At 60.8% G+C, this 15,209-nt stretch carries 14 protein-coding genes; 11 read left to right on the top strand and 3 right to left on the bottom strand.

What is annotated here, in order from left to right:
- Window positions 1–27 precede the first annotated feature (27 nt).
- A complete protein-coding gene (locus tag ACIPOO_RS17825; protein WP_400608748.1) occupies window positions 28–1,266 on the bottom strand; it encodes a CNNM domain-containing protein in 1,239 nt (412 codons plus the stop codon).
- 12 nt (window positions 1,267–1,278) lie between these two features.
- A complete protein-coding gene (locus tag ACIPOO_RS17820) occupies window positions 1,279–2,091 on the bottom strand; it encodes an inner membrane protein YpjD (RefSeq protein WP_274133786.1) in 813 nt (270 codons plus the stop codon).
- 263 nt (window positions 2,092–2,354) lie between these two features.
- Here ACIPOO_RS17820 and ffh point away from each other — a divergent pair, with 263 nt between their 5' ends.
- The 11 genes from ffh (at window position 2,355) to ACIPOO_RS17765 (ending at window position 13,947) form a co-directional block, all read left to right on the top strand.
- On the top strand, window positions 2,355–3,731 hold the full coding sequence (gene ffh / locus ACIPOO_RS17815; RefSeq protein ID WP_274133785.1) for a signal recognition particle protein: 1,377 nt from the start codon (window positions 2,355–2,357) through the stop codon (window positions 3,729–3,731).
- 248 nt (window positions 3,732–3,979) lie between these two features.
- The gene (gene rpsP / locus ACIPOO_RS17810; protein WP_166593605.1) at window positions 3,980–4,231 is read left to right on the top strand and encodes a 30S ribosomal protein S16; all 252 of its coding nucleotides are present in this window, start codon (window positions 3,980–3,982) and stop codon (window positions 4,229–4,231) included.
- 5 nt (window positions 4,232–4,236) lie between these two features.
- Window positions 4,237–4,773 carry a ribosome maturation factor RimM gene (gene rimM / locus ACIPOO_RS17805; protein ID WP_274133784.1) on the top strand — a complete coding sequence of 179 codons (537 nt, stop codon included), beginning with the start codon at window positions 4,237–4,239 and terminating at the stop codon, window positions 4,771–4,773.
- A gap of 2 nt (window positions 4,774–4,775) precedes the next feature.
- Window positions 4,776–5,528: a tRNA (guanosine(37)-N1)-methyltransferase TrmD gene (gene trmD / locus ACIPOO_RS17800; protein WP_400608747.1), complete on the top strand. Its 753-nt coding sequence runs from the start codon at window positions 4,776–4,778 to the stop codon at window positions 5,526–5,528.
- 43 nt (window positions 5,529–5,571) lie between these two features.
- Window positions 5,572–5,922, top strand: a complete 351-nt coding sequence (gene rplS / locus ACIPOO_RS17795) for a 50S ribosomal protein L19 (protein ID WP_037012438.1) — start codon at window positions 5,572–5,574, stop codon at window positions 5,920–5,922.
- Window positions 5,923–6,530: 608 nt separating this feature from the next.
- Complete coding sequence (xerD, locus tag ACIPOO_RS17790; protein WP_400608746.1) at window positions 6,531–7,427, top strand: site-specific tyrosine recombinase XerD; 897 nt, start codon at window positions 6,531–6,533, stop codon at window positions 7,425–7,427.
- A gap of 167 nt (window positions 7,428–7,594) precedes the next feature.
- Window positions 7,595–8,335: a bifunctional protein-disulfide isomerase/oxidoreductase DsbC gene (dsbC, locus tag ACIPOO_RS17785; protein ID WP_400608745.1), complete on the top strand. Its 741-nt coding sequence runs from the start codon at window positions 7,595–7,597 to the stop codon at window positions 8,333–8,335.
- A 75-nt stretch (window positions 8,336–8,410) separates the two neighbouring features.
- Entirely contained in the window at window positions 8,411–9,715 is a 1,305-nt protein-coding gene (locus tag ACIPOO_RS17780) for a homoserine dehydrogenase (RefSeq protein ID WP_274133780.1), read from the top strand.
- A 150-nt stretch (window positions 9,716–9,865) separates the two neighbouring features.
- Complete coding sequence (gene thrC / locus ACIPOO_RS17775) at window positions 9,866–11,275, top strand: threonine synthase (RefSeq protein ID WP_400608744.1); 1,410 nt, start codon at window positions 9,866–9,868, stop codon at window positions 11,273–11,275.
- A 112-nt stretch (window positions 11,276–11,387) separates the two neighbouring features.
- Window positions 11,388–13,508, top strand: a complete 2,121-nt coding sequence (locus ACIPOO_RS17770) for a transporter substrate-binding domain-containing protein (protein ID WP_400608743.1) — start codon at window positions 11,388–11,390, stop codon at window positions 13,506–13,508.
- A gap of 142 nt (window positions 13,509–13,650) precedes the next feature.
- Window positions 13,651–13,947, top strand: a complete 297-nt coding sequence (locus ACIPOO_RS17765) for a DUF3509 domain-containing protein (RefSeq protein ID WP_274133777.1) — start codon at window positions 13,651–13,653, stop codon at window positions 13,945–13,947.
- Between the two features lie 174 nt (window positions 13,948–14,121).
- Here the strand turns inward: ACIPOO_RS17765 and ACIPOO_RS17760 are convergent, their stop codons facing one another.
- Complete coding sequence (locus tag ACIPOO_RS17760) at window positions 14,122–15,015, bottom strand: TIGR02285 family protein (RefSeq protein ID WP_400608742.1); 894 nt, start codon at window positions 15,013–15,015, stop codon at window positions 14,122–14,124.
- Window positions 15,016–15,209 lie beyond the last annotated feature (194 nt).

Here is a 15,209-nt window from a genome sequence, read left to right as displayed (position 1 = left end):
ACAAGTGTTTCAAACATGCCGAACAGCCTAGTGGACCTGTTTAGTCCGGGCGTTCTGCCACATCAGCACCCGCGTGACGCGGTTGTCTTCGGTTTCCAGGGTTTCCAGCCGGTAGGGGCCGATCTTCAGGCACACCGAGCTGTCGGGAATGGTTTCCAGCGCCTCGGTGATGAGGCCGTTGAGGGTCTTCGGCCCGTCGGCCGGCAAGTGCCAGCCAAGGCTTTTGTTGAGGTCGCGAATCGATGCAGCACCTTCGACCACCAGGCGGCCGTCGGGCTGCGGGTGAATGTGCGGGTTGTCCAGCGATTGCTCGCTTTCGAATTCGCCGACGATCTCTTCCAGAATGTCTTCCAGGCTGACGATGCCCAGCACTTCGCCGTATTCGTCCACCACCACGCCCATGCGCCGCTGCTGCTTGTGAAAGTTCAGCAACTGCAATTGCAGCGGGGTGCTTTCGGGCACGAAGTAGGGCTCGTAGCAGGCGGCTTTCAGCGCCTCCACCGTCAATTGCCCGCGTGGCAGCAGGTGGCTGATCATGCGGGTGTTGAGCACGCCTTCGACCTGGTTGATGTCGTTGTGATAGACAGGCAGGCGGGTGTGGCGGGAAATGATCAACTGGTCGGCGATCTCTTCGATGCTGTCGTCCAGATTGATCCCGTCCACTTCACTGCGCGGCACGAGGATGTCATTGACGGTCATGCTGTCCAGCGCATGGATGCCGGAAATGACCTGGGCGCGGCCGAAAGTGTTGTCGTTGTCCTGATACATCGTGGCGCCCAGATCGTCGTCATCGGCGGCGGTATCCGGGCGCCGCCTGGACAGGAACGGGCGTAGCAGCAACTTGGCGACGTTCTTGTAGATCCAGGTCAGCGGACGCAGCAGGCGCATCGGCATGCGCAGCACGCTGTTGCCCAGCAGCAGGATGGCCTCGGGACGGCGGGAGGCCAGCTTGCGCGGAATGAACTCGGTGATGATGACCAGTGCGCTGGCCACCACGACCCAGGCGATCATTGCGCCATGGACGTACCACTGGGCAACGGCCAGCAGAGTCGCCAGCACGGTGATCAGCACCTTGAGCAGCGTGTTGCCCAGAATCAGGCTGTTGAGGTTGAACGCCAGCACCGGCTTGGGCGGTTCGGTCGAGCGCGGGTTGATGCGCGCGGCACGCAGGTTGTGATGGGCGGCTTCAACGGCGGTCATCAGGCCCGACCACAGCGTGAGCAGGGCCAGGATCGCGAGCATCGTGCCAATTGGCAGGTTATCCATGATCGGCGCCCGTCAGATATGCAGGATGTATTCGCGTACCAGCTTGCTGCCAAAGTAGGCCAGCATCAGCAGCAGGAATCCGCCCAGGGTCCAGCGGATCGCCTTGTGACCGCGCCAGCCCAGGCGGTTGCGACCCCACAGCAGCACGCTGAACACCACCCAGGCGAGAATCGACAGCAGGGTCTTGTGCACCAGGTGCTGGGCGAACAGGTTCTCGACGAACAGCCAGCCGGAAATCAGCGACATCGACAGCAGCGTCCAGCCGGCCCACAGGAACCCGAACAGCAGGCTTTCCATGGTTTGCAGCGGCGGGAAGTTGCGAATCAGGCCTGAGGGGTGCTTGTTCTTCAGTTGATGGTTCTGCAATAGCAGCAGCAAGGCCTGGAACACCGCGATGGTGAACATGCCGTAGGCCAGGATCGACAGCAGGATGTGCCCGATCAGGCCCTGTTCGCCGATGATCGGCTGCAGCGTGCCGGTGGGGGCGAACTGCGCCATCAAAGTGGTCAGCAGCCCTAGCGGAAACAGCAGGATGAGCAGGATTTCCACCGGAATGCGGATGCAGGCGAGCATGGTCACGATGATCACCGCCACCGCGATCAGGCTGGCGGCGCTGAAGAAGTCCAGGCCCAGGCCGATGGGTCGTACCAGTTGGCCGAACAGCGCGCTGGCCTGGCAGGCGACCGCCAGGGTGCCGATCAGGCACAGCAGCCATTTGTCGGCCTTCTTGCCCTGACGCAGGCGAGTACCTTGATAGAGGGTCGCAGCGGCGTAGAGAGCGGCGGCGGCGAGGCTGAATAGCAAACTCGGTGGCAAGGGGAACATAGATCCTGGAGGGCGTGCCCGAAAGCCGCTGAGTTTGGCATAGAACCCTCAGTGCACGAAAGACCACAGAAGCAGACGTCATGGTGTGCGCAGGGCCGACTCTTCGCTATAATCCGCGACCTGCTCAAGCCACAGGCTCGCCGAGCGCTGTTTTCGCTGCCCTGTATACAGGCTGCTTCTATATAGATAGCCACTGTAGAACCGGTGCGCCGTGACAGGGCGGCCGCACAACCGGGGTTCGACACGAACTCAAAGGATCACGCATGTTTGAAAATCTGACAGATCGTCTCTCGCAGACGCTGCGCCAGGTCACCGGCAAGGCCAAGCTGACCGAGGACAACATCAAGGACACACTGCGTGAAGTGCGTATGGCGCTGCTCGAAGCCGACGTCGCGTTGCCTGTGGTCAAGGATTTCGTCAATCGCATCAAGGAACGCGCGGTCGGCACCGAGGTGTCGCGCAGCCTGACGCCGGGCCAGGCGTTCGTGAAGATCGTCCAGGCCGAACTCGAAGAGATGATGGGGGCCGCCAACGAAGAGCTGACCCTCAACGTCGCGCCGCCTGCCGTCGTGCTGATGGCCGGCCTGCAGGGTGCGGGTAAGACCACCACTGCGGGCAAGCTGGCCAAGTTCCTCAAGGAGCGCAAGAAGAAGAGCGTGATGGTGGTGTCTGCGGACGTCTACCGTCCTGCGGCGATCAAACAGCTCGAAACCCTGGCCAACGACATCGGCGTGACCTTCTTCCCGTCCGATATCAGCCAGAAGCCAGTGGCTATCGCTGAAGCGGCGATCAAGGAAGCCAGGCTCAAGTTCATCGACGTGGTGATCCTCGACACCGCCGGTCGTCTGCACATCGACGCCGAGATGATGGGCGAGATCCAGGCCCTGCACGCAGCGGTCAAGCCGGCTGAAACCCTGTTCGTGGTCGACGCCATGACCGGCCAGGACGCGGCCAACACCGCCAAGGCATTCGGCGATGCGCTGCCGCTGACAGGCGTGATCCTGACCAAGGTCGACGGCGACGCCCGTGGCGGTGCTGCGTTGTCGGTACGTGCCATCACCGGCAAGCCGATCAAGTTCATCGGTATGGGCGAGAAGACCGACGCCCTCGAGCCGTTCCACCCTGACCGCATCGCTTCGCGGATCCTGGGCATGGGCGACGTGCTCAGCCTCATCGAGCAGGCCGAACAGACCCTCGACAAGGAAAAGGCCGACAAACTGGCCAAGAAGCTGAAGAAGGGCAAGGGCTTCGACCTCGAAGACTTCCGCGACCAGCTGCAACAGATGAAGAACATGGGCGGCCTGGGTGGCCTGATGGACAAGCTGCCGACCATGGGTGGCGTGAACCTGGCCCAGATGGGCAACGCCCAGAGCGCTGCCGAAAAGCAGTTCAAGCAGATGGAAGCCATCATCAACTCCATGACCCCGGCCGAGCGCCGCGACCCCGAGCTGATCAGCGGCTCGCGCAAGCGTCGTATCGCCATGGGTTCCGGCACCCAGGTGCAGGACATCGGGCGTCTGATCAAACAGCACAAGCAGATGCAGAAGATGATGAAGAAGTTTTCGACCAAGGGCGGCATGGCCAAAATGATGCGTGGCATGGGCGGCATGCTGCCCGGCGGCGGCATGCCCAAGATGTGATTCGTATCGCGCGAGACCCCGTTTCGCGCGACTTTCTTTGGGGCGACGCCCCACTGGCCTGCTAACGCAGGCGCTAACCAGTCGTCAGAGATGATGGCTTCATGGCAAGTCTTGAGTGGCCCAGACGGCTCGTGCCCGAAAAAGTCATTTGCAAAAGTCCGGATATTCCTTAGAATATGCGGCCTTTCGGGCACCCGTGCCCGTCCGTGCACCTTAGATTTGCAGCACCGACTACAGGAAATTGTTCAATGCTAACAATCCGTCTGGCCCTTGGCGGCTCGAAGAAGCGCCCGTTTTACCACCTGACTGTCACCGACAGCCGTAACCCACGTGATGGTTCCCACAAGGAACAAATCGGTTTCTTCAACCCGGTTGCCCGTGGTCAGGAAATCCGTCTGTCCGTGAACCAAGAGCGTCTGAACTACTGGCTCAGCGTTGGTGCACAACCTTCCGAGCGCGTAGCTTCGCTGCTGAAGGAATCTGCTAAGGCTGCGGCCTGAGCAATATGAACGCGACGCCAGCTTCTGCCGACGATCTCATCGTCATCGGCAAGATTTATTCGGTACATGGCGTTCGCGGCGAGGTGAAGGTGTATTCCTTTACCGATCCGACTGAAAACCTGTTGCAGTACAAAACCTGGACGCTCAAGCGCGAAGGTAGTGTGAAACAGGTCGAGCTGGTCAGCGGACGCGGAACTGACAAGTTCCTGGTCGCAAAGCTCAAGGGTCTTGATGATCGTGAAGAAGCTCGTCTTCTGGCCGGTTACGAGATCTGCGTGCCAAGCAACCTGTTCCCTGAATTGACCGACGGCGAGTACTACTGGTACCAGCTGCAAGGTCTGAAGGTCATTGATGGTCTTGGGCAACTGCTCGGGAAGATCGATCATCTTCTGGAAACCGGCGCCAATGATGTAATGGTGGTCAAGCCCTGCGCAGGCAGCCTTGATGATCGCGAACGCCTGTTGCCCTATACGGAGCAATGCGTGTTGGCCGTCGATCTGGTTGCAGGCGAGATGAAGGTGGAATGGGACGCGGATTTCTAGCAATGGCCAGCCTGCGCATAGAAGTCATCACGCTGTTTCCCGAGATGTTTTCCGCCATCAGCGAATACGGCATTACCAGCCGTGCGGTGAAACAGGAGCTGTTGCAGCTTACCTGTTGGAATCCGCGGGACTACACCACGGATCGGCATCACACTGTGGACGATCGCCCTTTTGGCGGTGGCCCTGGCATGGTGATGAAGATCAAGCCCCTGGAAGATGCTCTGGTCCAGGCCAGGCAGGCAGCAGGGGAGGCGGCGAAGGTGATTTACCTCTCGCCCCAAGGCCGCAAGCTGGAGCAGTCCGCTGTACGCGAACTGGCCCAGGAACAGGCACTGATCCTGATTGCGGGTCGTTATGAAGGCATTGATGAGCGTTTCATTGAAGCGCATGTCGATGAAGAGTGGTCGATAGGGGATTACGTGTTGTCTGGCGGTGAGCTGCCGGCCATGGTCCTGATCGATGCGGTTACACGACTGCTGCCCGGAGCTTTAGGGCATGCGGACTCCGCGGAGGAAGATTCCTTCACGGATGGTCTGCTCGATTGCCCGCACTACACCCGACCTGAGGTGTATGCGGATCAGCGTGTACCCGACGTGTTGCTCAGTGGCAACCACGCACATATCCGGCGCTGGCGTTTGCAGCAGTCCCTTGGGAGGACCTACGAACGACGTGCCGATCTTCTGGAAAGGCGCTCGCTTTCTGGAGAAGAGAACAAGCTGCTTACGGAATACCTCCGCGAGCGGGACGATAGTTAACGTATCGATGGTAGATCCGAACGATTTACCTTAGGAGCACAACATGACAAACAAAATCATTCTGGCCCTCGAAGCAGAGCAGATGACCAAAGAGATCCCTCCATTTGCACCGGGCGACACCATTGTCGTTCAGGTTAAAGTGAAGGAAGGCGATCGCGCTCGTCTGCAGGCGTTCGAAGGCGTTGTAATCGCCAAGCGTAACCGTGGTGTGAACAGTGCTTTCACCGTTCGCAAAATCTCCAACGGTGTTGGCGTTGAGCGTACTTTCCAGACCTACAGCCCGCAAATCGACAGCATGGCTGTGAAACGTCGCGGTGACGTTCGCAAGGCCAAGCTGTACTACCTGCGTGACCTGTCGGGTAAAGCAGCTCGCATCAAGGAAAAACTGGTTTAAGTCCGGTTTTTCGATGCAAGAGAAAGCAGCCTTCGGGCTGCTTTTTTTATGCCCGGTGTTTACACGATCCCTGTAGGAGTGAGCTTGCTCGCGATTGCGGTGTATCTGTCACCGCATCGGGGCCTGACACAACGCTATCGCGAGCAAGCTCACTCCTACAGTGTTATGGGCCGGGGCTGGGGGCAGCCGCAAGACCGCCCCCGCCGGCAAGCGGTGCTGCTACGAGGAGGTGGTCAGCCCCGGATCGCGCAAACGCCCCAACCCTGTAGGAGCGCGCTTGCCCGCGACCGCGGTGTGTCAGGTGGCATATCTGGGTCAGACGCGCCGCCGTCGCGGGCAAGCGCGTTCCTACGGTGTTATGGGCCGAGGCTGCGGGGCGTCCGCAAGATCGCCCCGCCGGCAAGCCGTGCTGCTACAGTGCGGTGGTCAGCCCCAGATCGCGCAAACGCCCCAATCCCTGTAGGAGCGCGCTTGCCCGCGACCGCGGTGTGTCAGGTGGCATATCTGGGTCAGATGCGCCGCCGTCGCGGGCAAGCGCGCTCCTACAGTTTTGTGCTGGTCTGTTGGATATGAAAGACTTCCGCTGTTCCCCTTTCAAGACCAATTCCATGCCCGCCATCGACCACCCCATGATCGACCGCTTTCTCGACGCCTTGTGGCTTGAGAAGGGGCTGTCGGACAACACCCGCGATTCTTACCGCAGCGATCTGACGCTGTTCAACGGATGGCTGCAGGAAAGAGGCATCGACCTGATGGCGGTGGGGCGTGGGGCGATTTTCGATCATCTGGCCTGGCGCGTGGACAATGGCTACAAGGCGCGCTCCACTGCACGATTACTCTCGGGAGTGCGGGGCTTCTACCGGTACCTGCTGCGTGAAAAGCTGATTTCGATCGATCCAACCTTGCAGGTCGACATGCCGCAGCTCGGCAAGCCGCTGCCCAAGTCCCTCTCCGAAGCCGACGTCGAGGCGCTGCTCGCAGCCCCCGACCTGAGCGAAGCCATCGGCCAGCGTGACCGGGCCATGCTGGAAGTGCTCTACGCCTGCGGGCTGCGCGTCACCGAACTGGTCAGTCTGACGCTGGAGCAGGTGAACCTGCGCCAGGGCGTGTTGCGCATCATGGGCAAGGGCAGCAAGGAGCGTTTGGTGCCCATGGGTGAAGAGGCCATTGTCTGGGTCGAGCGCTATATGCGTGATGCCCGTCAGGAGTTGCTCAACGGCCGCCCCAGCGACGTACTGTTCCCCAGCCTGCGCGGCGAGCAGATGACGCGCCAGACTTTCTGGCACCGCATCAAGCTGCAGGCCAAGGTGGCCGGAATCGGCAAGTCGCTGTCGCCCCACACGCTGCGCCATGCCTTCGCCACCCACTTGCTCAACCACGGGGCCGACCTGCGCGTGGTGCAGATGTTGCTGGGCCACAGCGATCTGTCCACCACCCAGATCTACACCCACATTGCCCGCGCCCGTCTGCAGGATCTGCACGCCACGCATCACCCGCGAGGATAAAACCCCAGGCAATAAACGACGTGTCTTACATCAGTCGGCGTCGGTGTTGCGAGCCTTATGTGATAGGCTTTGCCGGTTTCGCAGATTGGAGCCACGAAAACCTTCCGGTACCGCTTGTGTCCAACGTTTTCCATTTCGCCCGTCTGCTCACCGCCCGAGGAGTTTTCATGCGCGTGACTCGTATTATTGGCGCTGCCGTCGTAGCGCTGGCCAGCACGTTGAGCCTGTTCGCCCACGCTGACGAAGCGTCCGACAAGGCCATCCGCAAGACCCTGGAATCGCTGAACCTGGAGATTCCTGTCGAAAGTATTTCCAGCAGCCCGCTCAATGGCCTGTATGAGGTCAATCTCAAGGGCGGCCGCGTGCTCTACGCCAGCGCCGACGGCCAGTTCGTGATGCAGGGCAACCTGTACCAGATCCAGGGCGGCAAGCCGGTCAATTTGACCGAGAAGGTCGAGCGTCAGGCGATCTCCAAGACCATCAACGGCATTCCGAGCGCCGAGATGGTGGTTTATCCGGCCGTGGGTGAAACCAAATCGCACATCACCGTATTCACCGACACCACCTGCCCGTACTGCCACAAACTGCATGGCGAAGTGCCTGAGCTGAACAAGCGCGGCATCGAAGTGCGTTACGTGGCGTTCCCGCGTCAGGGCCTGGGCTCGCCGGGTGACGAACAACTGCAGGCCGTGTGGTGCTCCAAGGATCGTCGCGACGCCATGGACCGCATGGTCGATGGCAAGAACATCAAGGCGCCCAAGTGCGATAACCCGGTCACCAAACAGTTCGAGATCGGCCAGTCAATCGGCGTGAACGGCACGCCGGCCATCGTTCTGGCCGACGGCCAGGTGATCCCGGGCTACCAGCCGGCGCCGCAAGTCGCCAAACTGGCATTGAGCGCCAAGTAATTCAACAGTGAGCCGCACTGCAATGCGGCTGTTTCACGGCTGGCTGAACGCCGGCCGTTTCATGGGGAGTTCATAGTGAAACCGGTCAAAGTAGGCATCTGTGGGCTGGGTACTGTCGGTGGCGGTACCTTCAATGTGCTAAAGCGTAACGCCGAGGAAATTGCCCGCCGTGCCGGGCGTGGAATCGAAGTGGCGCAGATTGCCATGCGTAGGCCAAACCCCAATTGCCAGATTACCGGTACCGCGACCACCGCCGATGTATTCGACGTGGCCAGCAACCCCGAAATCGATATCGTCATCGAGCTGATCGGTGGCTACACCGTCGCCCGCGAACTGGTGCTCAAGGCCATCGAGAATGGCAAGCACGTGGTTACTGCGAACAAGGCGCTGATCGCCGTGCACGGCAACGAAATCTTCGCCAAGGCCCGCGAGAAGGGCGTGATCGTCGCGTTCGAAGCCGCTGTGGCTGGCGGCATTCCGGTGATCAAGGCCATTCGTGAAGGCCTGTCTGCCAACCGCATCAACTGGGTGGCGGGCATCATCAACGGCACCGGCAACTTCATCCTGACCGAGATGCGCGAGAAGGGCCGTACCTTCCCTGACGTGCTGGCCGAAGCCCAGGCGCTGGGTTATGCCGAAGCCGACCCGACCTTCGACGTCGAAGGCATCGATGCGGCGCACAAGCTGACCATCCTGGCGTCCATTGCGTTCGGCATCCCGCTACAATTCGACAAGGCCTACACCGAAGGCATCACCAAGCTGACCACCGCTGACGTCAACTATGCCGAAGCGCTGGGCTACCGTATCAAGCACCTGGGCGTGGCCCGCAGTACGCCGGCCGGTATCGAGCTGCGCGTGCACCCGACGCTGATCCCGGCCGATCGCCTGATCGCCAACGTCAACGGTGTGATGAACGCCGTCATGGTCAACGGTGATGCCGCAGGTTCGACGCTGTTCTACGGCGCCGGCGCCGGCATGGAGCCGACTGCATCGTCCGTGGTCGCTGACCTGGTAGACGTGGTGCGTGCCCTGACCACCGATCCGGAAAACCGCGTGCCGCACCTGGCCTTCCAGCCGGACTCGCTGTCGGCCCACCCGATCCTGCCGATCGAGGCGTGCGAGAGTGCCTACTACCTGCGCATCCAGGCCAAGGATCACCCGGGCGTACTGGCTCAGGTGGCCAGCATCCTGTCCGAGCGCGGCATCAACATCGAGTCGATCATGCAGAAGGAAGCCGAGGAACAGGACGGCCTGGTCCCGATGATCCTGCTGACTCACCGCGTGGTGGAAAAGCGCATCAACGACGCCATTCAGGCCCTGGAAGCGCTGGAAGGCGTTGCCGGCCCGGTCGTTCGTATCCGCGTAGAACATCTGAACTAAGACAGCTACAAGCTTCAAGCTGCAAGCTTCAAGCAAGAGCAAAACAACTTCGCGGTGAGCTTCATGCTGCGCCAGGCAGGTAAAAACGGATTCGCTTTTACTTGTGGCTTGCAGCTTGGAGCTTGCCGCTCAAACCAAAGGTTTGCCCCAATGCGCTATATCAGTACTCGCGGCCAGGCGCCGGCCCTGAATTTCGAAGACGTCCTGCTCGCCGGCCTCGCCAGCGATGGCGGTCTGTACGTCCCTGAGAACCTGCCACGTTTCACCCAGGAAGAAATTGCTTCCTGGGCCGGTCTGCCGTATCACGAACTGGCCTTCCGGGTCATGCGTCCGTTCGTCACCGGCAGCATTCCCGATGCCGATTTCAAGAAGATTCTCGAAGAAACCTACGGCGTATTCGCTCACAACGCCGTGGCGCCGCTGCGTCAGCTCAACGGTAACGAATGGGTGATGGAGCTGTTCCACGGTCCGACCCTGGCGTTCAAGGACTTCGCCCTGCAACTGCTGGGTCGCCTGCTCGACTACGTGCTGGAAAAGCGCGGCGAGCGCGTGGTCATCATCGGTGCCACTTCCGGCGATACCGGTTCTGCGGCCATCGAAGGCTGCCGTCGCTGCGACAACGTCGACATCTTCATCCTGCACCCGAACAACCGTGTCTCGGACGTTCAGCGCCGCCAGATGACCACCATTTTCGGCGACAACATCCACAACATCGCCATCGAAGGCAACTTCGACGACTGCCAGGAAATGGTCAAGAACAGCTTCGCTGACCAGAGCTTCCTCAAAGGCACGCGGCTGGTGGCGGTGAACTCGATCAACTGGGCGCGGATCATGGCCCAGATCGTCTACTACTTCCACGCGGCCCTGCAGTTGGGCGGCCCTGCGCGTTCGGTGGCGTTCTCGGTACCGACCGGCAACTTCGGCGACATCTTCGCCGGTTACCTGGCCCGCAACATGGGTCTGCCGATCAGCCAGCTGATCGTGGCCACCAACCGCAACGACATCCTGCACCGCTTCATGAGCGGCAACCAGTACGTCAAGGAAACCCTGCACGCCACGCTGTCGCCGTCCATGGACATCATGGTGTCGTCGAACTTCGAACGCCTGCTGTTCGACATGCACGGTCGCAACGGTGCGGCTATTGCCGAGCTGATGGAAAGCTTCAAGAAGGGTGGCGGTTTCAGTGTCGAAGAAGACCGCTGGACCGAAACCCGCAAGCTGTTCGACTCCCTGGCCGTCACCGACGAGCAGACTTGCGAGAGCATCGCTGAAGTATTCGCCAGCACTGGCGAGCTGCTCGATCCGCACACCGCCATCGGGGTGAAGGCGGCTCGTGATTGCCGTCGCAGCCTGGACACGCCGATGGTGGTGCTGGGCACCGCGCACCCGGTCAAGTTCCCGGAAGCCGTACAGAAGGCCGGTGTAGGAAAAGCACTCGAGCTGCCTGCACATTTGTCTGATTTGTTCGAACGCGACGAGCGCTGCACCGTGCTGCCGAACGACCTCAAGGCCATGCAGGCCTTTGTCAGCCAGCATGGTAACCGTGGCAAGCCGCTCTGACGGTTGCTCCGTGTAACAACTAAGGCCCGCTCTCCAGCGGGCCTTCTTGTTTGTGCGTGCCACACTTTCCGGACATTTGTGATTTCCCGGATCAATACGTGGGGTGCAGTACATGAACATGGACAAGCAGGGAGTGCCCGTCCAGACCCGAACAATCGAACGCCTGTTGTGCACCCTCCTGGTGCTGGCATGTGTTTTCGCGCCGGCAGCGAACGGCACCGAAAAGCTTCCATTCAACCTGAGCCCGCCATTCGTGGCGCAATCGGCACTAACGCTCGACAGCCATGACCGCCAGTGGCTCGACGAACGTGGGGTGGTGCGGGTCGCGATTGCAACGGCCGACTACGAACCCATCGACATCACCAGCGACCGCAATCGCTATCAGGGCCTGAGTGCCGATTATCTGAGCCTGGTCGGCGCAAAGCTCGGGGTGACGTTACAGATCACCGGCTTCGCCCGGCCCGAGGATATGGTCGAGGCGCTGCTCGAGGGCAGCGTCGATGTGCTGGCCAGCGCGAATCGCTATGATCGCGGGATCGGCGGTCTGGCGTTCACCCGTGAATACCTGCCAGACCGGGCGGTGGTCGTAGTCCGGGAAAATGACCATTCCCTGAGCGCCGGGTTGGTCGGCAAGCGCGTGATCCTCCAGGACGGATACGCCGACATCGCCGCCGTGGAGCGTATCTACCCGAAAAGCCAGGTCATCCTGGCGCCCACGCTCTACAGCGCCATGGAGGCCCTGGAGCACGGTGAAGCCGATGCTGTCATCGTCAATGAGGTCGTCGCACGTGCCTACATCAGCATGCGCCGCTACCTGGGGTTGCAGATCCGGTTCGACAGCCTGTTGCCAGCGGCAGGTTTCGCCTTTGCCATGCGGGAGCAAGACGCGAAATTGCTCGGGTTGTTCAACCGGTCACTGGATGAGCTGGACGAGTCGGTCGCCCGTGAAATCCTGCACCGCTGGACCAGCGGGCTGGGCGTCGATGCCGGGCGCCAGAGGATTCGCCTCAGTCCCGACGAGCAGGCGTGGGTCCGTCGTCACCCGCAAGTGATGGTGGCCTCGACCCTGCACCCGCCCTATATCTACAAGGACGAACACGGCCAATGGGTGGGGCTGAACATCGATGTGCTCAACCGCATCTCGCGCATGACGGGGTTGATGTTCGTACATGAGGCGATGCCTTCGACCCAGGCCGCCATCGAGGTCCTGCGCGCCGGATCCGCCGACATGAACACCACGCTGGCCGAATCGTCCGAACGCCGGAAATTCCTCGACTTCACCTATGCCTACGGCGGGCACAGCTGGGTCTATGTGATCCGTGATGATCGTGAATCCCCGGTCACTCTCACCGAGTTGTCGGGAAAGGTTCTGGCGATGCCGACGGGCCATGCCCTGCTTGAGTTCATCCGCACCAGCGCGCCCGGTATCAAACTGCGGCTGGTTCCGACCTATCAGGAGGCCCGGGCGCTGGTGGAGGCCGGGGAAGCGGATGCGACCATTCAGAATGAGGCCGGAGCGGTGATGGCCGGCCGTGGGCGCTTGAAGGTCGGACGCGGTGTCGAGGGGCGCTGGTCCCCGGATCGCCTGGCGGTGGTCAAGGAGCATCCCGAACTGCTCAGCATCCTCAACAAGGCCCTGGTGGAGTTTCCCGTGGCCGAGCTGCGCGCCATTCGCATGAAATGGCTCGGCGGCGTCATGCCGCAGGAGCCTTTGTTGCACCGCATCCCGGGTTGGGTCTATTGGTTACTGGCGATGACAACGCTGTCGGTGGGCGTTTCGCTGTTCTGGCGCCACAGGATCAGAGGCCAGATCCATCAACGCATGCACGCCCAGAGACAGCTGAATGATCAACTGGTGTTTCAGCGGGCGTTGTTCGACGGCATCCCCCAGCCTCTGTATGTGCGGGACCTGACCGGTCGTCTGGTGGCCTGCAACGCCAGTTACGAGCAGGCGTTGGGCATCAGCTTCGAGCAGATGAACGGGCGGCGACTGATCGACGTCGACCTCATTCCCAAGGCTGTCGCGCTGGCGATGCATGAAGAACACATGGGGCTGCTGCAATCACGGGAGCCAGTGCTTGTGGACCGTTGCCTGGATCTCCCAGGGCGGCGGCTGGAGACCCGGCAATGGTCAGCACCCTTTTATCTGGCGGACGGACAGTTGCAGGGATTGGTCGGGGGCTGGACCGAACTGAGTGAGTGCAAGGGCGCCCGCCCGGTGTCTTCGGCATGAATTCTGCCTGTCACATTGGGCAGGCATGCTCCAGTGAACGGGTAGGGGGCAATCACCCAGGCTACGGCAGGACGAACTTTGTGCGCTTGCCGGTGGTCATTGATAAGCACCTTTGCATTCAACCTCTTGAGTGGTGAACCAGATGGAAAATATCAGCTTACTGCTAAGCGAAGCACTGGCACCGTATCAGGCGAGCCTGGGGGCTGCCGGTGTGAATGGCGAGCGTCTGGTGACGCTGAGAAATGCGGCCGGTGCGATCGTGATCGAAAGGGTTTTTTCGGCCGGGCAACTGTGTGACAAACGCCAGCTGACCGACGTGGTAGACGGCTTGCATCGTGACTTGATGGTGGCAGAGGGGCGCATCGAGCCTTGCGTCATCGCGGCCATGCGCAACGTTTCGCAATCTGCTGCCTATGCCGCCGGTCGGGCTTTTGTCTGATGCCTGCGGAACCTTCCGGGTCCGATAGGCTCCTATCCATTACGGCAGGCGCAGGCATTGTGCTCCGGTGTTTATGTTGCCTGCCGTACGGGTCCAAGATGGACCACGGTTGACCCCGAGTAGTCTCCCCGCTGCTCGGGGTTTCTTTTTGCCCGCTCGCCTGTGTCGGATGGCTCACTCGCCGGCGTCGTCGAAAAAGGTTTTGGAGTCGCGCAGGTATTCCTCTTTCTTGACCATCCACTCGGCGTAGAAGCCGATCAGCCGGGTCACGCGCAACGTGCGCATTTCCCGATTGATGATCTCGATGGCCGCACGGCCCTTGTCCGTCTTCGAGCAACCGATATGGGCGAACTGGTACTTGGGCGCATCCTTGACCGGAAAAAACTCCAGTTCATCCAGCGCGATGCCCTGTTGCTGTGCGTGAAACCGTGCCTCCGGCCAGTAACTGATGATGGCCTGGAAGCGATCCATGCGTTCCATCTGCAACATGCTGCCCACGGCGGCGTTGCCGTAGTGCAGGATCAGGTTGTCCGGCTGCGTCGTGGAACGGATGACCTTGTCGATCACCGGACCGTAGCTGCGCTCGCCGACAATGCCGACCTTGACCGTATTGCTCGCCAGTACCGCAGCGAGGTCCAGATGGCCATCTTCAGTCAGGTAGGGCGCGAACAGCTTGTGGTTGCTGCGTTCGATGGTGATGCCGTTGCCCGGCGTTGCGTAAGTCGGAATCGAAAACAGGATGGTCTTGTCCCGTTCCGGGGTCCACAGCAGGGTGGGGTCGCAGGCGAACACATCGGGATCCTGCAGCATCTGCGTTCCCCGTGCGCGGTTCACGTGCATGATCTGGTGCTCGTATTCGGGCATGCGGGCGATCAGCTCGGGCATGATCCTGTCGATGGCGCCCTGGCCGGCCTGCGGGCCTGCAAATATGGTCAGCGGCGGAAAATCACGCAACAGCCACGTCAGCGTTTCCTTGGCTTCTGCCGTTCCGGCCGTGGTACCCAGTGCCGATGTGAAAAGCAGTGCCACAAGCCCGGCTCTGTGGCGGTGGGAAGAACGATTGACCATCCGTCGATATGAATCCTGAAAAAGCTGACGGCTGCCCGGACTGGCACAACCCTGATCACTAAGGCCTGTCGTCGCAACGGGCCGCGCTGTGTACTTCATGCTAGAGGGTCTCGCACCAAGGTATCGGCGTTGTGGATCATTTGTTTAACACTCGTCACCGTTGGATCAGTAAAGCACCGGGATCAGGGTCCGGC

The organism is Pseudomonas sp. NPDC090201, from assembly GCF_044746825.1.
In the GTDB taxonomy this organism is placed as follows: Bacteria; Pseudomonadota; Gammaproteobacteria; order Pseudomonadales; family Pseudomonadaceae; genus Aquipseudomonas; species Aquipseudomonas putida_AD.
The sequence above is the reverse complement of the archived record's forward strand: the minus strand, read 5'-3'. Positions and strand labels throughout refer to the sequence as shown.